The sequence below is a fragment of the Streptomyces carminius genome (assembly GCF_002794255.1).
Classification (GTDB): Bacteria; Actinomycetota; Actinomycetes; order Streptomycetales; family Streptomycetaceae; genus Streptomyces; species Streptomyces carminius.
In genome coordinates this window covers 23,580-47,130 of record NZ_PGGW01000008.1, presented here as the reverse complement: position 1 = coordinate 47,130, position 23,551 = coordinate 23,580, and the positions used below count along the sequence as shown (strand labels likewise).

The 23,551-nt window shown below is 73.5% G+C and carries 22 protein-coding genes and 3 pseudogenes; 11 read left to right on the top strand and 14 right to left on the bottom strand.

The window, feature by feature from the left end:
* Positions 1-7: 7 nt before the first annotated feature.
* Entirely contained in the window at positions 8-391 is a 384-nt protein-coding gene (locus tag CUT44_RS01060; protein ID WP_100200369.1) for a MerR family transcriptional regulator, read from the bottom strand.
* A gap of 366 nt (positions 392-757) precedes the next feature.
* On the opposite strand from CUT44_RS01060, the gene CUT44_RS01055 reads away from it, so the two are divergent.
* The 3 genes from CUT44_RS01055 (at position 758) to CUT44_RS01050 (ending at position 4,029) form a co-directional block, all read left to right on the top strand.
* Positions 758-2,272: a SulP family inorganic anion transporter gene (locus CUT44_RS01055; protein WP_100200178.1), complete on the top strand. Its 1,515-nt coding sequence runs from the start codon at positions 758-760 to the stop codon at positions 2,270-2,272.
* Positions 2,273-2,388: 116 nt separating this feature from the next.
* Positions 2,389-2,523, top strand: coding sequence for a hypothetical protein (locus tag CUT44_RS34440; RefSeq protein ID WP_269846148.1), 135 nt, complete (start codon positions 2,389-2,391; stop codon positions 2,521-2,523).
* A gap of 126 nt (positions 2,524-2,649) precedes the next feature.
* Entirely contained in the window at positions 2,650-4,029 is a 1,380-nt protein-coding gene (locus CUT44_RS01050) for a hypothetical protein (RefSeq protein WP_100200177.1), read from the top strand.
* Between the two features lie 25 nt (positions 4,030-4,054).
* On the opposite strand, the gene CUT44_RS34435 is transcribed toward CUT44_RS01050, so the two are convergent.
* The 6 genes and pseudogenes from CUT44_RS34435 to CUT44_RS01020 all read right to left on the bottom strand — a co-directional run bounded on the left by CUT44_RS34435 (position 4,055) and on the right by CUT44_RS01020 (position 9,152).
* Positions 4,055-4,717 (bottom strand): class F sortase, encoded by a 663-nt coding sequence (locus tag CUT44_RS34435; RefSeq protein ID WP_199185535.1) that lies wholly within the window; start codon positions 4,715-4,717, stop codon positions 4,055-4,057.
* A 46-nt stretch (positions 4,718-4,763) separates the two neighbouring features.
* Positions 4,764-5,237, bottom strand: a complete 474-nt coding sequence (locus CUT44_RS33365) for an LPXTG cell wall anchor domain-containing protein (RefSeq protein ID WP_199185578.1) — start codon at positions 5,235-5,237, stop codon at positions 4,764-4,766.
* A gap of 196 nt (positions 5,238-5,433) precedes the next feature.
* Positions 5,434-6,282 (bottom strand): annotated as a pseudogene (locus CUT44_RS01035) (IS5 family transposase); the annotation flags it as partial.
* 46 nt (positions 6,283-6,328) lie between these two features.
* A complete protein-coding gene (locus CUT44_RS01030) occupies positions 6,329-7,441 on the bottom strand; it encodes an alkene reductase (RefSeq protein WP_100200175.1) in 1,113 nt (370 codons plus the stop codon).
* Between the two features lie 65 nt (positions 7,442-7,506).
* Positions 7,507-8,109, bottom strand: a complete 603-nt coding sequence (locus tag CUT44_RS01025) for an NADPH-dependent F420 reductase (RefSeq protein ID WP_100200174.1) — start codon at positions 8,107-8,109, stop codon at positions 7,507-7,509.
* A complete protein-coding gene (locus CUT44_RS01020; protein ID WP_233221064.1) occupies positions 8,109-9,152 on the bottom strand; it encodes a zinc-binding dehydrogenase in 1,044 nt (347 codons plus the stop codon). Before CUT44_RS01020 ends, CUT44_RS01025 begins: the two co-directional genes overlap by 1 nt.
* Before the next feature lie 81 nt (positions 9,153-9,233).
* On the opposite strand from CUT44_RS01020, the gene CUT44_RS01015 reads away from it, so the two are divergent.
* Complete coding sequence (locus tag CUT44_RS01015; RefSeq protein ID WP_100200172.1) at positions 9,234-9,833, top strand: TetR/AcrR family transcriptional regulator; 600 nt, start codon at positions 9,234-9,236, stop codon at positions 9,831-9,833.
* A gap of 625 nt (positions 9,834-10,458) precedes the next feature.
* Here the strand turns inward: CUT44_RS01015 and CUT44_RS01010 are convergent.
* The 3 genes from CUT44_RS01010 to CUT44_RS01000 all read right to left on the bottom strand — a co-directional run bounded on the left by CUT44_RS01010 (position 10,459) and on the right by CUT44_RS01000 (position 12,125).
* Positions 10,459-10,833, bottom strand: coding sequence for a hypothetical protein (locus CUT44_RS01010; protein ID WP_100200171.1), 375 nt, complete (start codon positions 10,831-10,833; stop codon positions 10,459-10,461).
* 9 nt (positions 10,834-10,842) lie between these two features.
* Positions 10,843-11,424 (bottom strand): YbaK/EbsC family protein, encoded by a 582-nt coding sequence (locus CUT44_RS01005; protein WP_100200170.1) that lies wholly within the window; start codon positions 11,422-11,424, stop codon positions 10,843-10,845.
* A 116-nt stretch (positions 11,425-11,540) separates the two neighbouring features.
* Positions 11,541-12,125, bottom strand: a complete 585-nt coding sequence (locus CUT44_RS01000; protein WP_100200169.1) for a helix-turn-helix domain-containing protein — start codon at positions 12,123-12,125, stop codon at positions 11,541-11,543.
* 143 nt (positions 12,126-12,268) lie between these two features.
* Here CUT44_RS01000 and CUT44_RS00995 point away from each other — a divergent pair, with 143 nt between their 5' ends.
* Positions 12,269-13,129, top strand: coding sequence for an EamA family transporter (locus tag CUT44_RS00995; protein WP_100200168.1), 861 nt, complete (start codon positions 12,269-12,271; stop codon positions 13,127-13,129).
* A 200-nt stretch (positions 13,130-13,329) separates the two neighbouring features.
* Here the strand turns inward: CUT44_RS00995 and CUT44_RS00990 are convergent, their stop codons facing one another.
* The gene (locus CUT44_RS00990; protein WP_100200167.1) at positions 13,330-14,121 is read right to left on the bottom strand and encodes an acyltransferase; all 792 of its coding nucleotides are present in this window, start codon (positions 14,119-14,121) and stop codon (positions 13,330-13,332) included.
* A gap of 132 nt (positions 14,122-14,253) precedes the next feature.
* On the opposite strand from CUT44_RS00990, the gene CUT44_RS00985 reads away from it, so the two are divergent.
* The 3 genes from CUT44_RS00985 (at position 14,254) to CUT44_RS00975 (ending at position 17,282) form a co-directional block, all read left to right on the top strand.
* Positions 14,254-14,799, top strand: a complete 546-nt coding sequence (locus CUT44_RS00985) for a gamma carbonic anhydrase family protein (protein WP_100200166.1) — start codon at positions 14,254-14,256, stop codon at positions 14,797-14,799.
* A gap of 90 nt (positions 14,800-14,889) precedes the next feature.
* A complete protein-coding gene (locus CUT44_RS00980) occupies positions 14,890-15,936 on the top strand; it encodes a hypothetical protein (protein WP_100200165.1) in 1,047 nt (348 codons plus the stop codon).
* The gene (locus CUT44_RS00975; RefSeq protein WP_100200164.1) at positions 15,933-17,282 is read left to right on the top strand and encodes an MFS transporter; all 1,350 of its coding nucleotides are present in this window, start codon (positions 15,933-15,935) and stop codon (positions 17,280-17,282) included. Before CUT44_RS00980 ends, CUT44_RS00975 begins: the two co-directional genes overlap by 4 nt.
* On the opposite strand, the gene CUT44_RS00970 is transcribed toward CUT44_RS00975, so the two are convergent.
* Positions 17,222-18,094: a spermidine synthase gene (locus tag CUT44_RS00970; protein WP_100200367.1), complete on the bottom strand. Its 873-nt coding sequence runs from the start codon at positions 18,092-18,094 to the stop codon at positions 17,222-17,224. The genes CUT44_RS00975 and CUT44_RS00970 overlap by 61 nt on opposite strands.
* A gap of 223 nt (positions 18,095-18,317) precedes the next feature.
* Between CUT44_RS00970 and CUT44_RS00965 the strand changes: the two genes are divergently transcribed.
* The gene (locus tag CUT44_RS00965; protein ID WP_233221063.1) at positions 18,318-19,154 is read left to right on the top strand and encodes a TVP38/TMEM64 family protein; all 837 of its coding nucleotides are present in this window, start codon (positions 18,318-18,320) and stop codon (positions 19,152-19,154) included.
* 56 nt (positions 19,155-19,210) lie between these two features.
* Positions 19,211-20,098: an undecaprenyl-diphosphate phosphatase gene (locus tag CUT44_RS00960; RefSeq protein WP_100200163.1), complete on the top strand. Its 888-nt coding sequence runs from the start codon at positions 19,211-19,213 to the stop codon at positions 20,096-20,098.
* Between the two features lie 78 nt (positions 20,099-20,176).
* Here CUT44_RS00960 and CUT44_RS34785 read toward each other — a convergent pair.
* A pseudogene (locus CUT44_RS34785) lies at positions 20,177-21,348 on the bottom strand (RNA-guided endonuclease InsQ/TnpB family protein).
* 86 nt (positions 21,349-21,434) lie between these two features.
* Here CUT44_RS34785 and tnpA point away from each other — a divergent pair.
* A pseudogene (tnpA, locus tag CUT44_RS00950) lies at positions 21,435-21,834 on the top strand (IS200/IS605 family transposase).
* Positions 21,835-22,028: 194 nt separating this feature from the next.
* Here tnpA and CUT44_RS00945 read toward each other — a convergent pair.
* Complete coding sequence (locus CUT44_RS00945; protein WP_233221062.1) at positions 22,029-23,165, bottom strand: CapA family protein; 1,137 nt, start codon at positions 23,163-23,165, stop codon at positions 22,029-22,031.
* Between the last annotated feature and the right edge of the window lie 386 nt (positions 23,166-23,551).

Below are 23,551 nucleotides of genomic sequence, written 5' to 3'. Positions count from 1 at the left end.
CCCCCGTTCAGTCCCGGGAATCCAGCTTGCGGCGGAGGGTGGCGGCGAAGTCCTCGGCGGCCAGCAGCCGGGCGCGCAGGGTCTCGCAGCGGGCGTCGGCGACCTTGCGGTAGGCGTCCAGGCGCTCCCGCAGCCGCTCGTGCTCGGCGGCCTCCAGCGGCTCGGCGGCCGAGAGCCGGTCGGTGATGGCCAGCAGGTCGCGCATCTCCTCCAGGGAGAAGTCCAGCGGCTTCATCCGGCGGATGACCATCAGCCGCTCCACGTCGGCGGCGGTGTAGAGCCGGAAGCCGCCCTTGGTGCGGGCGGAGGGGGCCACCAGGCCGACCTCCTCGTAGTGCCGGATGGTGCGCAGCGACAGGCCCGTGCGCTCGGCCACCTCGCCGATCCGCATCCGCTGCTCCTCCGCCACTGCCCCATCCCCTCCGGTGCCCGAACACTTTTCGGATTCCTGAACCAAACTCTATCGCGTGAGATGAATCACAAGGCCCCACACAGGGTTCACCTGCGATTCACAAGGCAGCGGCCACAGTCATCCCTCACGTCAGGGTAGGGTTTTGTTCATGGGCGGAACACCGCCCTCCCGAACCTCGTCGGGCAATGATGCCCGACCGGCGGCCCCCCACATCCGCCGATCCCCGGTTGCGCCCCCGTCACCGGCGACGGCCGCGGCCGACCGGTCCCTCCCGCTCCCCCGCGGAGCCACGCACACTGCGCGCGCACGCCGAAACGCCCGCGCGCCCGACATGGAAACGGATGCATGTCCGCTGACACCTCCGCAGCCTTGCGGCTGCGCCTGCCCCGCCGCCCCTCCCGCCCCGAGTGGCTGTCCTCGGCGAAGGTCTTCCGCACCGAGGTGCTGGCCGGCCTGGTCGTCGCCCTGGCCCTGATCCCCGAGGCGATCTCCTTCTCCATCATCGCCGGAGTGGACCCGGCCGTGGGCCTGTTCGCCTCCTTCACCATGGCCGTGACCATCGCCGTCGTCGGCGGCCGCTCCGCGATGATCTCCGCCGCCACCGGCGCCATCGCCCTGGTCATCGCCCCCCTCAACCACGAGTACGGCCTGGGCCACCTGATCGCCGCCGTCATCCTGGGCGGCCTGATGCAGATCGCGCTCGGCGCGCTGGGCGTGGCCCGGCTGATGCGCTTCGTGCCCCGCTCGGTGATGGTCGGCTTCGTCAACGCCCTGGCCATCCTCATCTTCCTCGCCCAGGTGCCCGAGTTCACCGACGTCCCCTGGGCCGTCTACCCGCTCATGCTCGGCGGCCTGGCCCTGATGATCTTCTTCCCCCGCCTGACCAGGGCGGTGCCCGCCCCGCTGGTCTCCATCGTCATCCTCACCGTGATCACGGTGGCCGCCGGCATCGCGGTGCCCACCGTCGGCGACAAGGGCGACCTCCCCTCCGCCCTGCCCACCCCCGGCCTGCCCGACGTTCCCTTCACCGTGGACACCCTGACCACCATCGCCCCCTACGCCCTCGCCCTGGCCCTGGTGGGGCTGATGGAGTCGCTGATGACGGCCAAGCTGGTCGACGACATCACCGACACCCACTCGGGCAAGACCCGCGAGTCCATCGGCCAGGGCATCGCCAACGTCGTCACCGGCCTGTTCGGCGGCATGGGCGGCTGCGCCATGATCGGCCAGACCATGATCAACGTCAAGACCGCCGGCGCCCGCACCCGCCTGTCCACCTTCCTGGCCGGCGTCTTCCTGCTCATCCTGGTCGTCACCCTCGGCCCCGTGGTCTCCACCATCCCCATGGCCGCCCTGGTCGCGGTGATGATCCTGGTGGCCTTCGCCACCTTCGACTGGCACTCCGTCCACCCCAGGACCCTCAAGCGGCTGCCCCTCAGCGAGACCGTCGTCATGACCGTCACCGTCGCCGTGGTGGTGGCCACCCACAACCTCGCCATCGGCGTCATCACCGGCGTCCTCACCGCCATGGTCGCCTTCGCCCGCCGCGTCGCCCACCTGGCCGAGGTCACCGCCGTCACCGACCCCGACGGCACCAGCGTCGTCTACGCCGTCACCGGCGAACTGTTCTTCGCCTCCTCCAACGACCTGGTCTACCAGTTCGACTACACCGGCGACCCCGAGGACGTCGTCATCGACCTGACCGACGCCCACATCTGGGACGCCTCCTCCGTCGCCGCCCTGGACGCCGTCGAGACCAAGTACGCCGCCCGCGGCAAGAAGGTCACCATCATCGGCCTCAACAAACCCAGCGCCGCCATGCACGGCAAACTCGCCGGACAACTCGCCGACACCCACTGACCGGGCGGACGGGCCGGGTGCCGCGGTCGGCAGGAGTGTCCGGCGCCGGACGGGGCAACGGTGGAACATCCGGCCGGTCCCGGCCGGGCACCCCTCGTCCGACCAGGAGGATCACCATGCCGGAGAGCGTCTTTCTCATCATCGGCCTGACAGTCGCGCCCGTCCTCGCCCTGGCGCTCCTCATCTGGGGGCTGAACGGCACCTCCTGGCTGCTGCGGCGCCTCACCGGCCAGAGCCGGAGAAACGCGTGACACGGAGCCGCGCGACCGCGGGAGACAGGCCCGGAACCTGCCCCTGCGGACATCCGCCCGGGCCACTCGCCCCGGTATCCGCGGCCCGGCTGAGAACACCGCCCGGTTCCGGCGTACGGTGCATCCATGCATGCCAACGGGGCGCAGACACACGGAAGTCAGTATCAGCGGCGCGGACACGTCCTCCTGGTCGCCGGGGACCGCGCCGTGCACCGGCGGCGCCCGCAGATCACCCCCAGCGCCAACCTGGCGGCCCTGGCCACCGTTCCCACCCCGGTGCTGCTGGACAGCTCCCTCCCCACCGACCTGGTGCATCTCGACGGCGTCCACGACCCCAACTCGGTCCTGCTGCGGCTGCGGGCCGCCGTCGCGGCGTCCGGGCCGGTCCTGCTGTACCTCTCCGGGCGGCTCACCGCCGACCGCCGCCGGCGTGAGCTGCATCTGGCCCTGACCGGCACCACTCCGGGGACCGTCCGCTACAGCGCGCTGCCGTGGTCCTGGCTCCGCAACGAGCTGCGCACCCGCCCGGCGGGAACCACCGTGGTGTTCGCCGACCTCGCCGCCGACCGGCATGCCTGGGCCCGGCTGCAGGAGCGGCCCGACGCCGTCTGCGAGCAACTGCCGCTGTGCGGGGTCGTCGTACCGCCCGGCCTGGCGGGCACCGAGGGCGTCAGCCCCTACACCCGGCAGCTGGTCGAGCAGTTGCGCCAGGAGGCCGGGCGGCCCGGCAACAGCCTGCTGCACTCGGCGGCGGTGTCCGCCGCCGCTCTGCCGCCGGGCACCCTGGTCCTGCCCCGGAGCGGGCAGCTCGACGCCCTGTCCGGGACCGGCGAGCCCCGGACCGACATCCGGCGCCTGCTCGCCCAGGTCCAGCGGCGGCGGGCGGCGGACCGGTCCTCGCCCGCCGCCGCGGCGGCTCCGGACGCTCCCGGGCCCCCCGGAACGCCGCCGCACCCCGGACCGGCCCCGGTGGCCCCGCCGGCCGCGGCCGCTCCGGCGGGGCCGCCGGCCCCGGTGCCCGCCCGGGCACCGGCCGCCACGCTGCCCGCCGTACCGCGGCAGCTCCCCGCCGAGGCCGATCCCCGTCCGGTGATCTGGGAGGCCGCACAGGCCGGACGGCACAACGAGGCGGCGGCCATGGCCGCCGCCTGGGAGCAGCACGCGATGCGCCGCCACGGGCCGAACTCCGCGGAGGCCGTCCACTGGGCGGAGATCCGCGCCGACCTGGCCCGGATCGCCGAGAACTACCCGCAGGCCACCCGGCTGTGGATCGCCGCCGCCCGCTCCCGGCTGGCCCACCAGTCCTCTGACGCCCCCGAGCTGCTCGCCGCGGCGCAGGGCGCCCACTACTGCTGGCACCATGTCACCGACCCGGACGCCGCCCGGGAGCTGGGACCGGAGCTGCTGGACCTGCTGGGCCGGCTTCCCGCGCTCGACCCGCGCCATGTGCCCGTCGCCCGGCAACGGCTGGAGGCCCTGGGCTCCCGTACCTCACCTGCCGGGTGACGGCCCGTCCGGGCCGTCCGGCTGATCATCCGCGCGGCCCGTCCGGCGGTACCGTCGCCGCGAGGACGACCAGGTTCCCGGTGTAGCGGCCCGCGGCCCGGTCGTACCGGCCCGCGCAGGTGATCAGCCGGAGGGCCGGACGGCCACCGGTGCCGCCGTAGACCCGGTCGGTGGGGAAGGCGTCCCGCCGGTGCGCGGCCACACCGCGCACGGTGAACGAGACCGTGGTGCCGTCGGCGCGGTCGACGGCGATCCGGTCGCCGGGCCGCAGTTCGGCGAGGCGGTGGAAGACGGCCGGGCCGGTGGCGGAGTCGTAGTGGCCGACCAGGACCGCGGGGCCCGGTTCGCCCGGTTCGGGGCCGTCCCGCCACCAGCCTGCGGCACCGGGGCTCTCGGGCGGCGGCAGGACTCCGTCCGGCCCGGTCACCAGGGGCCCGACGGGCGCCGCCACACCGATGGCCGGAACGCGGACACGTATCGGAACGGCTTTCTCCGCCGCCGGTCCGGGCCGGTTCGTCCCCTTCTCCGGGGCCCGGTCCGGGAACCGGCCCGCCTCCGGCCGGGTACCGGCCGCGCGGACGGAGTCCGGGGCGTCCCCGCAGCCGGGAAGGGTCAGCGCCAGTGCGCAGAAGGCGGTGGTGCCCGCGGTTGTGGCGGCCGCGCGGAGGTCACCGCCCCGCCGGGGCACCAGGCGGCGCCGGGGACGGCGGTGCCGTCCCGTGGGCCGGAGGATCTCAGGCTCCCCGGTCCGCGGAGCCGGCCGCCGTACGGCGCCGGCGGACCAGCACCGCACCGCCCGCGGCCAGGCCGAGGCCGGCCGCCACGGAGAGCGCGGGCCCGATGTCGCCGGGGGCCGTGCCGCCGTCTCCGGCGTCGACGGAACCGCCCGGGATCCCGGCCCCGCCGTCCCCGTCTCCGTCTCCGTCCACGTCTCCGTCTTCGTCCACGTCCCTGTCCTCGGGCGTGAGCGGGTCACCGACCTCGCCCCGGTCGCCTCCCTCGGAGGACAGTGACTCGCAGGCGCGCCCGTCGTCGTCGGCGTCCAGGCCGTACGGATCACCGTCCTGTCCGTCAAGGACGCGCTGGGCGGCCTCCCGGGACTCGAAGTCCGCACAGTCCAGGTCGGGCTGGGACCACGCGGTCCCGGCCGTGGGCAGCGGGGTCAGCGCCGCCAGGGCGCATGCCGCGGCGGCGGTACGCAGTCGCATGGGATCCTCCCGCATCGGTGCTCTGCCGACCGGGTGGCGGAAGACGCCACCCGACTGCCACGGTCGGCCTCCACCACGGGAGCGGCCACTCGGCGACCGCCATTCGGGTGACGCCGCTCCGCCCGGTCCACGGCGGACGGACACCGTGTGGGCCGGGCGGAACGGTGATGCGGAACAGTGCCAGGCAGTTTCGTCCGGGTCGGCGGGCGGGCCAGAAGAAGATGCCTGCGATGTGGAGTCCGGCCAGGTGGATGGTCGCGGTCTTCTCGTAGCGGGTGGCGATGCCGCGCCACTGCTTCAGGCGGTTGATGCACCGCTCGGCGGTGTCGCGTTGCTTGTGTGCCTCGCGGTCGAAGGCCGGCGGTCTGCCACCGGCCTGTCCGCGCTGCCGCCGGTTGGCCTGCTGGCCGGCCCGTTCCGGGATCACCGCGCGGATGCTGCGTCTGCGCAGGTGGCCGCGGATCGCGCGGGAGGAGTACGCCCTGTCGGCCGGGACCAGGCCCGGCCTGGTGCGGGGCTGTCCAAGAGGGCGGAGGACACGCAAGCGGGCCATGACGTCCGTGAAAGCGGGTGCGTCGCCGGCCTGGCCGGCGGTGAGGACGAACGCGAGTGGCCGGCACCGGCCGTCAGCCGCGAGGTGGGTCTTCGTGGTCAGTCCGCCGCGGGACCGGCCGATGGCGTGGTCGGCCGGCTCGCCGGCCCGGGCCCCTTTCTGCGGGCCCCGGCCGCATGCTGGTGAGCCCGCACGATCGTCTCAGTCCACGGACACGGCCCAGCCGACGTCCTCGTCCGCGTCGGCCTGAGCCACCAGGGCGGTGAACACCCGCTCCCACGTGCCGTCGACGGCCCACATCCGCAGCCGGTTGTAGACGCCTCGCCAGTTGCCGTACTTCTGCGGCAGGCGCACCCACCGGGCCCCGGTCCGGAACTCGAAGGCGGTCGTATCGATCACCTCACGACGGTCCCGCCACCGGCCACCCCGCCTCGGCGTCCGGTCCGGGAGCGACGGCTCGATCCGCGCCCACTGCGCATCACTCAACGGCACACCCGGACCAACGACCGGCCGATCCCAACCTCGCGGGTCAGTACACCTAGGACCCGGTCACGGTGGGGTAGTCCGTGTATCCCTCCGCACCACCGGCGTAGTACGTGTCGCGGTCGCCGGCGGCGACAGGATGACCGTGGGCGAACCGATCGACGAGGTCCGGATTGGCGATGAAGGGAGCGCCGAAGGAAACCGCGTCAGCCAACTCTCGTTCGAGTAGCTCGTTGCCTGTCGCCTGCGTGAAGCCGAGATTGGCGATGACGGCACCGCGGTAGTGGGTTCGGAAGCGGGTGAACGCGGTGGAGGTGTCGTCGGTGCCCGTGTGGGGTTCCGGTCCCAGGAGGTGGAGATAGGCCAGGTCGGTGTCGCTGAGGCGCTTGAGGAGCAGGTCGTAGTCGGCCAGCACCTCGTCGTCCGCGGTGAAGGACGGCTCGCGACGCCAGTAGGGGGACAGTCTGACGCCGACGCGGTCGCTGCCCCACACGCTGCTGACGGCGTCCACGACGTCAAACAGGAACTGGGCCCGCTTCTCACTGCTGCCGCCGTAGGCGTCGGTGCGCTGGTTCAGGCGGGGGTTGAGGAACTGGGCCACGAGGTGGGATGCCTGCGCGTGGATCTCCAGGCCGTCGAAGCCGGCGCGCAGAGCGTTGGCGGCGGCCCGCCGGTAGGTGTCGATCGTGGTGGCGATCTCCGCCGCGGTCAGGGCGCGGGGCGTGACCGTGTCCTTCGGGCCGTCGGGAGTGAAGGACATATCCCGGGGGTTGATCGCCGAGGGACCGGCGGGGAGGCGGCCACCGAGGTGGTCGGGATGGGAGACGGCGCCGACGTGGCCGATCTGCGAGATGATCCTGCCTCCCGCCGCGTGCACGGATTCGGTGACCTTGGCCCAGCCGGCGGTCTGAGCGTCCGTGTAGATGCCGGGGACGTTGATGAAGCCGATCGCGTCCGGGCTGACCCAGGTTCCTTCGCTGATGATCAGGCCGGCGCCGGCACGCTGCGTGTAGTAGGTGGCGTGCAGGGCGGTGGGGGCCAGTTCCGCGTTGGTGGCCCGGGAGCGCGTCATGGGAGCCATGACGACGCGGTTGGGCAGTTCGAGCGCGCCCAGTCGAACGGGCTGCAGGAGGGGCTGGGTGCCGGATGCCGAAGTCGGGTCGGACATGAGGGACTCTTTCGTGAAGGAAGGCGCTCCTCGCGGACGCGGGGAGTACGAGCGGCTGGGTGGGATCAGTCCTGCTTGAGGGCGTGGAGGCCGGACAGGGGCCCGCCGAGCTGGGTGAGGCGGCCTCCCTCACGCAGCGTTCCGAGGTCGACGGGCGCGAAGCCGAACTGGGAGGCCAGGCCCATTACGGTGTTCTTGGCGTCCGTGTCGTCGCCGGCCAGGAACAGCACCTGACGCCCGGCCTCGTGGCGGGGATCGGGTGCGATGAACCGCGCGAAGAGGGCGTTGAAGGCCTTCACCACGCGCGCGCCGGGAAGCAGGGAGGCCACGTACTCGCTTCCGGTGAGATCGCCCAGGTCGGCGATCTCCGCGTTCGGGGGAGGGGAGTCGAACTGGTTGGTGGCGTCAATGACGACGGTCCCGTCCAGGGGAGGGAGTTGGGCGGCGACGTCGGGGACTTGCGGCCAGCCGACCGCGAGCACGACGAGGTCTGCGACAGCGGCCTCGGCGGGGGTTGCGGCCGTCGCGCGTGCGCCGAGATCCTTCACCAGCGGAGCCAAGGAGTCGGGTCCTCGGCTGTTGCTGAGCACGACCTCGTGGCCGTGCCGGATCGCGTGCCGGGCGATGGCCTGGGCGATGGTCCCGGCTCCGAGCGTTCCGATCTTCATCAGGCCGCCCCCTGCCCGGGGCCGGCCGCCTGCGGTGTGGTGAGCAGGACGGTCCCGGTCCTGGCCGGGCGGCGGGCGTGTTCGATGGCCGCCTCGAAGTCGGCGAGGTCGTAGCCGGCCGCGACTTCGAGCAGGTCCGGCGTGTTCCGTGCCAGGTCCAGGGCGAAGGCGATGTCCTGGGCCCGCTCCTTCGGGGTGCGGCTCATCCACTGCAACACGGTCACGCCCTGCACGGTCAGCGCCCGTTGGATGAGTGGCAGTCTCTCCAGCGGGGTGGTGCCGGAGCCCAGTTGCCCGTAGGAGATGAGGGTGCCGCCGTCGGCGAGCAGCTCGGCGAGGTCCCGGGTCATGGCACCGCCGACGCAGTCGAGGACGACCCGGATGCCCTGCTCGCCGGCTTCGTGGCGGACCCGCTCCCGCCAGTCGTCGTCGCACGTCGCGATCACGGGCAGCGTGGGGTACAGCGTTCGCATCTTCTGGGCACCGGATGCGCTGCGTACGAGGTTGATCAGGGGCAGGCCGTGCCGGACCGCGGCCGCGCCGACCAGCCGGCCGACGGAGGAACCGGCGGCCGTCTGGAGGACGGAGCCCTGCCGGCCGCGCAGGGCACTGTCCAGCGCGCGGTACAGCATGAGCAGCGTCAGGGGATTGACCAGCATCAGGGCCGCGGTCTCGTCGCTGACCTCGTCCGGCACCGGCACGGCCCGGTCGGCCGCGACCACGACGTACTCGGCCCACGTCCCCGGCGCCGGGAAGACCGCCACGCGCTGACCGGGACCGGGTGTGTGCACGTCCGGCCCGACGCTCTCGACGACGCCCATCCCCTCCACTCCGGGAGTCCGGGCGCCCGACTGCTGTTCCGGGAGTCCCGGCAGTCCCTCCACACCGGCCAGGTCGCCCGGATGGACGGGCCGGACCCGCATGCGAACCAGGACCTGCCCGGTGCCGGGACGCGGTCGCCCGGGCTCCTCCCTCAGCGTGAGTACCTGTGCGGGTTCTCCTTGCCGGGTGTGCACCACGGCGCGCATGGCTCCTCCACTCACCTATTGATGATGACCAACATTAAAACAATGATGAGGGGTAACCTTGGAAAGGTCAATCACAGTCGAGGCGGGAGGGCGGGCATGCCGCGGATCACCAAGGAAGACAAGGCCAGGAATCGGCAGAACATCGTCGAGGCGGCCGGGCGCATGTTCCGCGCGCAGGGCATCGACACCGTCGGGATCGCCGACCTGATGAAGGAAGCGGGCCTGACCCACGGCGGCTTCTACAACCACTTCGCGTCCAAGGACGACCTGGCCGCCGAGGTGTGCAACGCCTCGTTCGCGGCGTCCCTGGGCGTCCTGGAGCAGGCCGTCGGGGAAGGGGACGATCCCGCCGGCCCACCGCTGAGACGAGTGGTGGACGAGTATCTCTCGGTCGCCCACCGCGACGCTCCGGACGGCGGCTGCCCCTCCGCCTCCCTCGTCACCGACGCCGGGCGGCACAACGACACGATCCAGCGCTCGTACGCAGCCGGCGTGGAAGGGTACCTCGCGGGCTTCGCCGCGGAACTCGCCCGTGAGCAGGACGGGGAGATCACCCCACAGCAGGCGCGGGACCGGGCGATGCTGCTGCTCAGCAGGCTGGTCGGGGCGATGGTGCTCGCCCGAGCGGTCCGCCGCGTCCAGCCCGAACTGTCCGACGAGATTCTGCGGACCTGCCGCGCTCACGCCCTCGACTGACCAGCCCGGGCGGCACGGCCACGGCGGCGTACCGAAAGGACGCTCTCCCGGCTACTGGGCGCCTCACCAAGGCGGTGTTCGCGATGCCGGGGCAGCCGAAGCTGCAGGCAGGCGATGGCGAGGGCCGGGGCTCTGCTGTGCTTGAACTCGTTGCGGCAGCGCTCACCGCAGCCTCGAAGTGCGTGCAGTCGGTGACGATCCCGGCGGTGATCCCGGAGGCCGGCGGGTGACCGCGCCCGTCGCGGGCACGGTGGCTCTCCGCGGCCGGCCCGTCACCGGAACCGGCCCGGTCGGCCGCCTGCCGGCGATCGCGCACCGGGAGGCCCCTGCGCGACGGAGCCCGCAACGGCTCGATCACCGCCCGCGTCAGTCACCTTTCGACGACGCACCACGAGCGGACCGACGCACCAGTCACTCAGCGGACGTGACCTGGAGGGCCTGTCGTTCGGCTCACGCCGCAGACGCGTGGTCCGGTGGTCCGGTACGCACATCTGCGGCGTTGTCGTCGGTCGCCGACGCTCCGCGTCGACTCCCTCCTCCGCCTTGCGGCTGCGCGTACCGGACCACGCTCACCGGCGCTGGACAGCACCGTCACTTTCCTGCGACCTGATCCGGACGACAGGCCCTAAGCGTCCGAGTAGCTGAGTTCTCCCAGGGTCCAGCCGCACACCTGGTCGATGGGGACCCGGTACATCCCCCCGGTGTCGGGGAGGCCGTAGCTCCCCTGGAGGATGCGTGCCACATGCAGGTGCAGGTGGGTAGGACGGCCGCCCTCTCCGCGCCGGGCGTCCGCCCCGGTGGCGGCGAACAGTTCGGCGAACGGCTTGAGCTGCTCGGAGTCCCTCAGTACCTCGGCGACTCGTTCCCTCCAGACGGCCTCGGGTGCCAGCCTGCCGGTGATCACGGCGCCGGGCACCACCACGGTGAGGGGCATCTGGTTGCTCTGCTCGGACTCCACCTTCTCGGCGATGTCGGCGAGCAGGTCATCGTGGTTCGACATGCGGGCAGACTAGCGCCCGCCGGGGGGTGGGGAGTCGCCCCGGTCCGCCGGGAGCCCCAGTCCTTCCAGCACCCGGGCACCGGGGAGCCGGGCGAGGAGCCCGCCGGGCACCAGCAGCTTGCCGCGGCGCCGGCCGCTGCCCACGACGACGTACGCAGCGCCGGCGGCGGCCGCGTCGACCAGCAGCGGCCAGTTTCCCGGCAGGCCGACCGGGGTGATGCCGCCGTACTCCATGCCCGAGGCCTCGACGGCGGTCTCCACGGGCGCGAAGGACGCCTTGCGGGCGCCCAGTTCGCGGCGGACCAGGCGGTTGACGTCGGCGCGGGTGTGGGCGAGGACGACACAGGCGGCGAGGGTGGTCTCCGGGCCCCGGCGGCCCGCGACGACCACGCAGTTGGCGGACTGTTCGGGCGGGATGCCGTGGACCTCGCCGAAGCGGGCGGTGTCGGCGTCCTCCGGGTCGCTGTCGACGTAGACGACGCCCTGCGCGGACACGGGTCCGCGCAGGGCGTCGGCGACCGGCGGGGCGAGCAGGCCGAGTTTCTCCGCGACCGGCCAGGCGGCGGTGAAGTCTCCGATGGGTGCGCGCATGGCGGACACGCTAGCGGCCACCGGCCGTACGGGCACGGGCACGGGACCGCTCCGGTGCGGCGGGGCCCCGTGCGATCCGGCGCGGTCCGGCGCGATTCAATGCGGTCCGGCGCGATTCAGTGCGGTGCCCGCGGAGCCGGGGGTACCGAGACCGCCATCGTCATCTCCACGGGCTCGCCGCCGTCGTTGCGGTAGCCGTGCGGGACGTTCGACTCGAAGGCCGCGGAGGCCCCGGCGGGCACCTCGTGGTCGGTGCCGTCGACGGTGAGCGTGAGCACTCCGGCGGTGACATGGACCAGTTCGGTGGTCCCGGTGGGGTGGGGATCGGAGGCGCTGCCCTCCCCCGGCATCAGCCGCCAGGTCCACAACTCCAGCGGGCCGGGCGCCTCCGCCCCGGCCACCAGGGTGCTGTGGCTGCCCGCCGCGGTGGACCACAGCCGCGCCATCCGGTCGGCGGGGACCAGCCTCACCGCCGGTTCCCGGTCGGATTCCAGCAGCCCGGTCAGGCTCACGCCGAGCGCGTCCGCGACCTTGACCACCGTGCCGAGGCTGGGGTTGGTGCGGGCCTGCTCGATCTGGATGAGCATCCCGCGGCTGACCCCGGCCCGGGCCGCCAGGGCGTCCAGGGTGAAGCCGCGCTCGGTGCGCAGCCGTTTGAGGCTGCGGGCGAGTGACTGGCTGAGCTGGTCAAGGTCTGTCACACGTGCCTCCTGTCCCGGGCCCGGAGCCCCCGCGGGGACCGCCCGGACCGCTTGGTGCATTATCAGAGATGACCCAGTACATTGGAATGGACTACGGTGCACTGCACCCGGGAGTCCATGACACTGTACCGAGAGGTCCCGCCATGATCGCGTTCGCCCTGACCACCAGTCTGCTGTGGGGACTGGCCGACTTCGGCGGCGGACTGCTGACCCGGCGCATCCCCGCCCTGACCGTGGTGGTCGTCTCCCAGACGCTCGCGGCGGTCGCGCTGGGGGCGGTGGTCGTGGCCACCGGTGCCTGGAGCGAGGCCGGAGCCCGGCTGTGGTTCGCCGTCGCGGCCGGGGTGGTGGGTCCGGCCGCGATGCTCTGCTTCTACCGCGCCCTGGCACTGGGGCCGATGGGGGTGGTCTCCCCGCTCGCCGCGCTGGCGGTCGTCGTGCCCGTCGGGGCCGGGCTGGCACTCGGCGAACGGCCCGGCGCGGCGCAGTACGCGGGCATGGCCGTCGCCACCGCCGGGGTGGTGCTGGCGGGCGGACCCCAGCTGAAGGGGGCTCCGGTGCAGCGGCGGACCCTGACGCTCACCCTGGTGGCGGCGGCCGGCTTCGGCACGGTGCTGGCGCTGATCGCGGAGGCCTCCACCACCCTCACCGGGCTGTACCTCGCCCTGTTCGTCCAGCGGGTGTGCAACGTCGCCGTCGGCGGCGCGGCACTGTACGTCTCGGTGCGGCGCGGCGGCGCGGCACTGCCCCCGCAGGGCCGTCCGGCGGTGACCGCCGCACTGCCCGCGCTCGCCTTCGTCGGGCTGGCCGACGTCGCCGCAAACGGCACCTACGCGCTGGCCGCCGGGGCCGGCCCGGTCACCGTCGCCGCCGTGCTCGCCTCCCTGTACCCCGTGGTGACCGCGCTGGCCGCCCGCGGTCTGCTGCGGGAGCGGCTGCTCCGGGTGCAGACGGCGGGCGCCGCCCTGGCGATGGCGGGCACCCTGCTGCTGGCCTCCGGCTGACCCGGTCCCGGAGCCCGGGCGGGGACCGCTAGAACAGTTCCCAGTGACTAGAACAGTTCCCAGTGACGGCGCGCGACGTACAGGGCCAGTGCCAGGCCGTGCAGGGCGACAGCGATGAGCAGCAGCAGTCGGAGATTCCGGTTGTCCACGGTCCCACGCACCTCCTCCGTCGTTCCCCTTCGTTCCCCGTCGTTCTCCGGTTACCCCGTTTCCCGGCCCGCGGCCGGTCCGCCCGCCGCGGGCCCCGGCGCGTCCGGTCCCGCAAGCGCCAGCAACTGCTCGGAAGTGACGCCCTCGGGGACCGGTACGGGCGGCGGGGTGCGCAGCGGGGGGCACCAGCCGTCCTCGGGGTCCCAGCGCCGTACGACCCGCGCGGGCGCGCCCGCGACCACGGCGTGGTCGGGCACCTCGCCGCGGACGACCGCCCCGGCCGCCACCACCGTGTTCCGGCCCAGCCGTGCCCCCGGCAGCACCACCGCGCCCGTGCCCAGCCAGCTGCCCGCGCCGATCTCCACGGGGGCCGAGCGCGGCCACTGCCTGCCGACCGGCCGGTGGGGGTCGTCGTAGGAGTGGTTGGTGGAGGTGATGTAGACGTACGGGCCGCAGAACACGTCGTTCCCGATGGTCACGCCCGCCCGGGCGGTGTCCGCGACCACATGGCTGCCGCGGCCGAGGACCACACCGTCCCCCAGCCGCAGGACCGCCTCCGGGCCGAGGTCGAGGTCCGGCATCATCCCGGCGGTCAGCGTCACCTCGGCGCCGATGACGCAGTGGTCGCCCAGCTCGATCCACCGGGTGCCGAACAGCGTGCCCTGCGGGAAGGCCAGCCGGGTGCCGGTGCCGATCCGGCGGAAGGCGTACGGGCCGGGGCGGGCGGCCGTGACGGCGCCGGCCCGCTGCGCCCGGCGCCACAGCGCGTGCACGGCGCGGGACAGCAGCCGGGCGGGCAGCCCGGACAGGGGGGACGGGAGCACGTTCCTGCGCATGGCCATCCGCTCACCGTAGACGCCCCGGCGTGCGGCGCACCGCGGAGTGTGCTGTGATCCTTGCCCCGCCCTCCGTCCGCCACGCGGGCGGAGGGGCGGACGGGAGCCGGAGCGGGCCGGGAGAACGGGAGAGAGCTGATGGAACGGCGGGCGACGGTCGCGGGCGTGGGCGGCAGGGAACCGGTGGTACACCCGGAGGCGCACCTCGCCGCGACGGCCGTGGTGGTCGGAGAGGTGTCGCTGGGCGCGGGCGCGAGCGTCTGGTACAACGCGGTGCTGCGCGGCGACTGCGACGCGATCACCGTCGGCCCGGGCAGCAACATCCAGGACAACTGCACCGTGCACGCCGATCCGGGCTTCCCCGCCGTGGTCGGCGAGCGGGTCTCGGTGGGACACAACGCGGTGCTGCACGGCTGTGCGGTCGAGGACGAGGTGCTGATCGGGATGGGCGCGACCGTGCTGAACGGCGCCCGGATCGGCACCGGTTCGCTGGTCGCGGCGCACACGCTGGTCCCGCAGGGCATGGTGATCCCGCCCGGTTCCCTGGTCGCCGGGGTGCCCGCCCGGATCAGGCGCGAGCTGACCGCCGAGGAGCGGGAGGGCATCAGGGTGAACGCGGCCATGTACCAGGACCTGGCCGGCACGCACCGGGAGACGCTCACCGACGTGCCCGGCAAGGAGTGAAGGGAGTGGGCGGCTCCGGCGTGTACCGGCTCCGTACCGAAGCGGGGGCGGCCGTGGCCGCGGCCGCGGGGCACCTCTAAGGTTCTGGCCATGTGGCCAGGACAGCAGCCCGGGGGCGAGCAGAACCCGCACGACCCGCAGAACCAGCAGGGCCCGCAGCAGCCCAATCCGTACCAGACGCCCGGGTACCAGGCGCCGAACCCCTACCAGGCGCCCGGGTACCAGGCGCCGAACCCGTACCAGGCACAGCCCGGCGGACCGTGGGGGCAGCCCGGCGGGCCCGGTGCCCCGCAGCCGCAGCCGGGCGGCGGAAAGGGCGGCAGGACCGCGGCGATCGCCGTCGTCGTGGCCGTCGCGGTGATCGCCGCGGCCGTGGTCACCGGGGTCCTCGTCCTGCGGGACGACGGCGGGGAGAAGACCGCCGGGGGCGGCGACAAGGCCGCGTCACCGAGCGCGGAGCCCTCCACCGGGGACGGCGCGACGCCGAGCGAGGAGCCGGAGAAGCGGGAGGACGACCCGAGCAACCCGCGCGACGGTCTCGCCCCGGAGAAGCCCGATCCGGTGGTCCCCGGCTGGCAGGTGGTCACCAACGCCAAGCACCACAGCGCCTTCGACGTACCGCCCGACTGGAAGGTGCGGTCGGAGGACACGATCATCGGTTACGGGCAGAAGGACAAGGACGACCCCTTCTCCGGCCCGCTGGTCGCCTTCAGCGCCCCGGCCGTCCACAAGGAGGGCTGGTGCAAGTCCGGGAACAGCGAGTACACCCGGTCCGTCGTCGGCAGCAAGGGCGGCCAGGGCTCCCGTGACACCGTCGAGGGCGCGGAGCTCGCCGCGGAGAACTTCGTCTACGCCGCCTACGGCGAGCAGAAGGACACCGTCAGGCTGACCAGGGCGAAGCCGTTCTCCAACGCGCACGGCATCAAGGGGCACATCGCGTCCGCCACGGCCACCGGGGTGAAGAAGGGCAACAAGTGTGACTCCGACGGCAAGGCCGTGGCCCTGTCCTGGATCGACGGCACCAACGACCTGCGCATCTGGGTGCTCGTCAGCGACGCCGGGGTCAAGGACGAGGTCCCGCAGGCCGTCATCGACAAGATGACCGCCAGTCTGCGCCCGTACGCCGAGGAGGAATGACCGCCCGCCCCTCCTGGGCCGGTCGCAACTACACCCTGCTGACGGCCGCCGCCGTGGTCACCGGCATGGGCAACTCCGGGGCGCTGATCGCGGCGGCGTTCGCCGTGCTCGCCCTGGGCGGCGACGGCACCGACGTGGGTCTGGTGGCCGCGGCCCGCACCGTACCGCTGGTGGCCTTCCTGCTGGTCGGCGGGGCCGTCGCGGACCGGCTGCCGCGCCACCGGGTGATGGTGGCGGCCAACGTGCTCAACTGCGCCTCCCAGGGCGTCTTCGCGGCGCTGGTGCTCTCGGGGGACGCGCTGCTGTGGCAGATGGCGGTGCTGTCCGCGCTGGGCGGCACCGGGCACGCCTTCTTCGCCCCGGCCGCCGAGGGCATGGTGCTCGCCAGCGTCGGCGGCGGACAGGCCGCGCGCGCCTTCGCGGTGTTCCGGATGGGTGTCAACGGCGCCGCCATCGGCGGCGCGGCCCTGGGCGGCGCGCTGATCGCCGCCGTCGGCCCCGGCTGGGTGCTGGCCGTGGACGCCGCCGCCTTCGCGGTGGCGGGCGCGCTGCGCGCCTTCCTCGACCTGCGCGGGATGCCCGAACGCGAGGCGGGCGGCGGGCTGCTCGGCGATCTGCGGGACGGCTGGCGCGAGGTGGCGGGACGGCCGTGGCTGTGGGCGGTGGTGGCGCAGTTCTCCGTCGTCAACGCGGTGGTCGCGGCGGCCGAGGCGGTGTACGGACCGCAGGTGGCCGCCGAGCACCTGGGCGGCGCCCGGCCCTGGGGCCTGGCGCTGGCCGCCTTCGGCGCGGGCACGGTGCTCGGCGGACTGCTGATGACCCGCTGGCGGCCGCGCCGCATCCTGCTCACCGGCGCGCTGTGCGTCTTCCCGCTGGCGCTGCCCTCGGCGGCGCTGGCGGTGCCGCTGTCCGCCGGGTGGCTGGCCGCGGTGATGTTCGCCACCGGGGTGGCCCTGGAGGTGTTCGGGGTGACCTGGATGCTGGCGCTGCACCAGGAGGTGCCGGAGGAGAAGTTCTCCCGGGTCTCGGCCTACGACTGGCTGGGCTCCGTGGCGCTGGTGCCGGTGGCCACCGCCGCGGCCGGGCCGGTGGAGGCGGCGGTGGGCCGGTCCGCGGCGCTGTGGGGCTGCTCGGCCCTGGTGGTGCTGCTGACCGCCGCGGTGCTGTGCGTACCGGACGTACGGAACCTGGTCCGGCGCGACGGTTCCGCTCCCCCGGCCGTCGCCGCGACGGCGGCGGCCGCCGGAGTGCCCGGCGCGGCGGGGCCGCCGGAGGCCGCCGGGTCTCAGCCGACCGTGAAGGCACCGCCCGGCGGCAGCGGCGAGGACTCCGCGTCGGCCTCCTGAACCGGGCGGGCGTCCCCCGTGATCCGCGCCAGCTCCCCGCCGTGCACCACCCGGGCCGGGAACGGGTCGCCCGCCGCCGCCCGCGCCAGTTCGGCCAGCGGCAGCTCGGCCCGGGAGGCGACCAGCACGGTGTTGCCGAAGCGGCGGCCGCGCAGCACGGCGGGCTCGGCGATCAGGCACAGCCGGTCGAAGACCGCCGTGAGGGTCGCCAGCTGGGAGCGGAGGAAGGCGAAGGGCGCGGCGTCGGCGAGGTTGGCGGTGTAGATCCCGCCGGGGCGCAGCGCCCGGGCGGCCTCCCGCGCGCAGGACAGGGTCGTCAGGTGCGCCGGGACGCGGGAGCCGCCGAAGACGTCCGCCACCAGCACGTCCAGCGAGCCCGGCGGCCGGTCCCGCAGGGCGGCGCGGGCGTCCTGGGCCCGCACTGTGATTCCGCCGAGCCCGCCGAGCCCCCCGCCTCCTTCGGTCTCCGGCAGCGGCAGGTGCTCGGCGACCAGCGCGAGCAGCGCCCGGTCGGCGTCCACCACCCGCTGGCGGGAGCCGGGGCGGGTGGCGGCCAGATAGCGGGGCAGGGTCAGGCCCCCGCCGCCCAGGTGGAGGACGTCCAGCGGGACGCCGGGCGCCGCGGCATGGTCCAGGACGTGGGCGATGCGGCGTACGTACTCGAACTCCAGGTGCGTCGGGTCGTCGAGGTCCACGTACGACTGGGGCGCGTCGTCGACGGTGAGCAGCCAGGCCCGGCGGCGGTCCACGTCGGGGAGCAACCGGGCGGTGCCCCCGTCCACGGCGCGGACCACGGGCAGCGACTCGTCCACCGGCTCGGTCATGCGCCCATTGTGCGGGGTGCGCGGACACCGGACCGGGCGGGGTCGGCGCACCGGGGAACACCCGGTGGTCAACGGACGCGGCGGGGGCCGCCACCGAACGGTTTTCCGGGCCCGCCTCTCCGGTCGTTCTCGCTGGTGGCGGTGGTGCCGTGGAATTCCGCGCGGCCCGCGACGCCGGACACGGGCCGTTTTCGTCGGTTACGCTCCACCGGTGTCCGTCCCCATCCCACAGTCCGTCGGCCCCGCCGCCCGGTGTGCCGCGGTGCTGCTCTCCCCCTGGTCCCGTCTGTGCCTGCTCGTCCTGCTGCTGGTGGCGGCCGCCACCGCGGTGGCGGTCTGCGAACCGCAGCGGCTGCTCACCGAGGGCTGGCGCCCCCGGCTCTCCGGCGGTGCCGCGGTGGTGCTGTTCGCCGCGGCGTACGGGCTGTGCACGGCGGCGCTCCTGCCGCGTCCGGTGCTGAACCTGGCGGCGGGCGCGCTCTTCGGCGCCTCCCTGGGCACGGCCGCGGCGGTGGCCGGGACGGTGCTGGGGGCCGGGATCTCCTTCGGACTGGGGCGGCTGCTGGGGCAGGAGGCGCTGCGTCCGCTGCTGCGCGGCCGCTGGCTGAAGGCCGGTGACCGGCAGCTCAGCCGGCACGGTTTCCGGGCGATGCTGGTGGTACGGGTGCTGCCCGGGATGCCGTTCGCCGTCTCCAACTACGGTGCCGCCGTCTCCCGGGTGCGCTGGCCCGCCTTCCTGGCCGCCACCGCGCTGGGCTGTGTGCCCAACACCGCCGCCTACGCCGTCGCGGGCAGCCAGGCCGCGACGCCCACCTCGCCGGTCTTCCTGACGGCGACGGCCTTCATAGCGGTCCCCGGCCTGACCGCGGCGGCCGTCGCCTGGCGCAGACGCGCGCGGCTGCGGGGAACAGTGGTGGACGTGGAGACGGGAGTGGAGGCGGAGGCGACGCCCGGACAGCCCGGATGCGCCGGAACGGTCACCGGGCCGGTACATACCGGGAGTCTGCGTTCGTCCGCTGTTTCCCCCGCCTTTCCCGACCGGTCATAGCATCTGCCCGACCTGACCGATGATCACAACAACACAGGGACGAGCACACCCCAGTCATGTCTTGGTTCGAAGCGTTCATCCTCGGGCTCGTCCAGGGGCTGACCGAGTTCCTCCCCATCTCCTCCAGCGCCCATCTGCGGCTGACCGCGGTCTTCGCGGGCTGGGAGGATCCCGGCGCGGCCTTCACCGCGGTGACCCAGATCGGTACCGAGACCGCGGTGCTGATCTACTTCCGCAAGGACATCGTGCGGATCGTCTCCGCCTGGTTCCGCTCGCTGTACGACCGCCGGGCGCGGCAGGAGCACGACGCGAAACTGGGCTGGCTGGTGGTCGTCGGCTCGATCCCGATCGGCGTTCTCGGCCTGACGCTGAAGGACCAGATCGAGGGCCCCTTCCGTGATCTGCGGCTGATCGCCACGACGCTGATCGTGCTGGGCGTGGTGCTCGGCGTCGCCGACCGGCTCGCGGCGCGCGACACGGCCGGCGGGCGGCACCGCGCCGCGCGGGAGCGCAAGACGCTGGAGCACCTGACCGTGCGCGACGGCCTGCTGTACGGCATGGCCCAGGCGATGGCCCTGATCCCGGGGGTCTCCCGGTCCGGCGCGACGATCAGCGGCGGGCTGTTCATGAACTACAGTCGGGAGGCCGCCGCCCGCTACTCCTTCCTGCTGGCCATCCCCGCGGTGCTGGCCTCCGGCCTGTTCGAGCTGACGGAGATCGGCGAGGGGCATGTCTCCTGGGGCCCGACGGTCTTCGCGACCGTGCTGGCCTTCTTCGTGGCCTACGCGGTCATCGCCTGGTTCATGAGGTTCATCTCCACCAGGAGCTTCATGCCGTTCGTGGTCTACCGCATACTGCTGGGCCTGCTGATCTTCGGGCTCATCGCGGCCGGGGCGGTCTCCCCGCACGCGGGCGAGGTGGCGCAGTCAACTACTCAGCCGTGAACGACCGGGCTTGTTGGCTCGGTTCGATGCGGCTCTGTTTATGCTCCCGACTGCCCCCTACGGCAGGACGGTCACGGGTCACATCCACCGGTTCCCGCGCTGCGCGGGGGCCGGGTCGGGCATGTTGACGAATACCCACGCCGTGGCCGCTCGCGTGGCGATGTTGACCCCGGCGACGTGGTCGGCCGGCCCAGCGAGGCCGCACCGACGACAGCAGAAGTGGTCCCGGGTGCGCCGGTTGGCGCGCTCGGTGTGGCCGCAGCGCGGACAGCGCTGCGAGGTGTGGGCCGGATCCACCTCGATGAACGGCACGCCGGCTCGGCGTGCCTTGTACTCGACGAAGGCGCCGAGCTGGTGGAAGGGGGCCAGGCCGACTGGCGTGCTCGCTGGTCGCGCGGAACCGTGACCCGCTCGCGGATGCCCCGCAGTTCCTCCAGGGCAAGGCCGCGCTCGGTGCGTTGGGCGACAGCAACGACAGTCTTGGCGATGATGTGGTTGATGTGGGTGGCGTGCCGCGCCTCGCGGCGGGCCCGCTTCTTCAGCAGTTGCTTGGCGGAGCGGGTCTGTCTGGCTTGGAGTTCGGCCCGTTTGCGGGCCTGCCAGCGGCGGTAGCGGCCCAGGCGGCGCCCGGTGTGGTTGTCTCCGTCGGAGGTGGTGGCGAGGTTGGTGAGGCCCCGGTCCACCCCGAGGAATCCCTTCGGCTCGGACACCTCCGGGTCGGGCACGTCGATGGTGGCGGCCAGGAACAGCTTCCCGTCCCGCATCATCAAATCCGTCTCGCCCTTGCGGGACTGGGCAAGCTGCTTGAGCGCGCCGGGGGAGCAGGCGAACGAAACGTGTTTGAGGCGGCCGTCCAGGGTCCAGATGCTCACCGTCTGGGCGTCGTAGTTCCACGACAGGCAGCGGTCATCGTAGGTGTGCGCCGCCTCGGGGCGGAAGGTGACCGGCCTGGACTCGGCCTTGCGGCGGCGCTGGGCTCCCGGGGGGCCGAGGTTTCCGGCCTTGATGTTCGCCCGCAGTGTCGTATACGCGTCGGCGACGCGTTTGATGATGTGCTGGGCGGCCTGCGCGCCGAATCCTTGGGCCTTCAGCTCCCCGTAGCACAGCTTCCGCAGCTCACGGACCGATCCGGTGAGGCCGAAGTGTTCGAACGAGAGGGCCGACACCCAGGTGGCGGCCTTGTTGGCCGCGTGCAGGGTCGACTCAAGCGCCGGTGCCTGCACCGCGTCCGGGAGGAGTTTCACCTGCACAACCAGCTTCACAGAGTGATCGTAACACCACCGTATGTCACTGCAATGGGGGGTCGCCACACACGGGAAGAAGCGCCGTTCACCCCCTGCACCCGCATCTGGCCTTCACTCCGAAGTACCGGCGCGGCGTCTTCACCGCCACCATCCTCAAGCGCTGCGAAGAGATCATGCGCGAGGTGTGACGGACTTCGGCGCCGAGCCGCGCGAGTTCCACGGCGAGACCGACCACGTGCACCTTCTGGTGCACTATCCGCCTCAGGTCACGCTGTCCCGGCTGGTCGGCAGCCTCAAGGGCGTCTCCGCCCGACGCCTCCGCCTGGGGGTACCACCCGGCCGAAGGGCCAGGGGGGAGAGTTCCCCGACCACCTCCACCGCTACCTGTGGGGAAACCACCTCTGGTCCCCCTCCTACTTCGCCGGCTCATGTGGCGGTGCGCCGCCGGCCGTGGTCAAGGAGTACATCGAGAACCAGAAGCGTCCTGACTGAGTGCGACACCACGGCAGAGCTTCACGAAGTGATACCGCGGCGCTCCGCGCCGCGAACCCCAGGATGCGATTCCCCCGATGCGTAAACGCACGGGGTTCCTCGCAAGAAACCGCTGAACCACCGGGGGGAGCCGCCGGCCGGCGGCTCCCCCCGGCTCCCTGGCTCCCGTACCGTGTCCCGCCTCGTGTCCCGCCTCAGCGGCCCTCGGTGAGACCGTCCTCGGCGGCGCCCCGGCTCAGCACCGCCTCGCGCACCCGCCGGTGCACCTCGGGGAAGTTCCGCCCGGTGGCGCGTACCACCCGGAAGGGCGGCCCCATGTCGGAGTGGCTCACCAGGAACTCGGCCCGGGTGACGTCCCAGCCTCCGCCGGCGGGCTCCGGGGTGAAGGTGAAGCGCGCCATGGAGCCCTCGTTGCCGCTGCGCTTGTCCGCCGGGACGAAGCTGGCGACCTGGTCCCCCAGCCCGTAGACGACCCAGGTGCCGTTCACCTTCTCGTACGGCTGCGGTACGTGGTTGTGGGTGCCGATCACCAGGTCGATGTCCTTGCGGCCGCCGGTGCGCGCGGCGGTCAGCTCCTCCGCGAGCCTCTTCTGCTCCGCGTCCGGGGCCTGCTGCCACTCGGTGCCCCAGTGCACGCTGACCAGGACGACGTCGGCCCCCGCGCGGCGGGCGGCGCGGGCGTCGGCGATCACTTTGTCCGCCTCCAGCATGCCGACCGCCCACGGACGGTCCCCGGGCAGCGGTATGCCGTTGGTGCCGTAGGTGTAGGACAGGTGGGCGATCTCGGCGCCGCCCGCCGCCAGCCGGGCCGGACGGGCGGCCTCCGCCGCGCTGCGGGCCGTGCCGGAGTGCCGTACGCCCGCCGCGTCCAGCGCGTCGAGGGTGCGGCGCACCCCGTCGAAGCCGTCGTCGAGACTGTGGTTGGAGGCGGTGGAGCAGCTGTCGTAGCCGGTGGCGCGGAGCGCCCGGGCGAGTTCGGGCGGCGAGCGGAACAGCGGGTAGCCGGTGAAGGGACCGTCCTTGTCGCCGTAGGGGGTCTCCATGTGGCACAGCGCCACGCCGGCGGTCTCGACGACGGGTTTCACGCCCGCCAGGATGCGGGTGAAGTCGTGGCCGTCGCCGCCCGCGTCCAGCCGTGCCTGCCGGATGATCGACGGGTACGGGATGATGTCGCCGGTCGCCACGACGGTGAACGCCTCGCGCGGCTCGCCGGCGGCCGGTTCCGCCGCCGCTCGTGGCGCGCCCGTCCCCTCTCCCCCGTCCCTCTCCCCCGGCTCCGGGCCGCTGTGGGCGGTGCACGCCGTGAGCGCGCCGAGTACCAGCAGGGCCACGGCCAGGGTTCGCGCGGTCCGGCCGGGTCCCGTGCCGGCCGTGTGCCGTGCGCCGTGCGCGGCCGGTGTCCGCCCGCCCCGTATGTGCCCGGCCGGTATGTGCCCGGCCCGTATTCGCGCGGCCCGTATTCGCCGGTCCCGTGCGCGGCCCGCCGTCCGCCCGTCCTGCATGGTCTCCCCCTGTCCCCCCGGCGGCGGTGCCGCTGGTCCCCTCCGGCCGTGCCTCATGGCTGCCTCCTGTACCTGTTCCGACGTGGCTGCCCGCCACCGGGTTGTCCGGGGCCGGCGGTTCCTGCTCGCAGCCTGCTGCGGCGGGCCCGCGACGGCAGCACGGGAGGCGTCCGGCTGGGCCGATCGGGTCAGCGGGCCCGGCGCGCCGCCGCGTC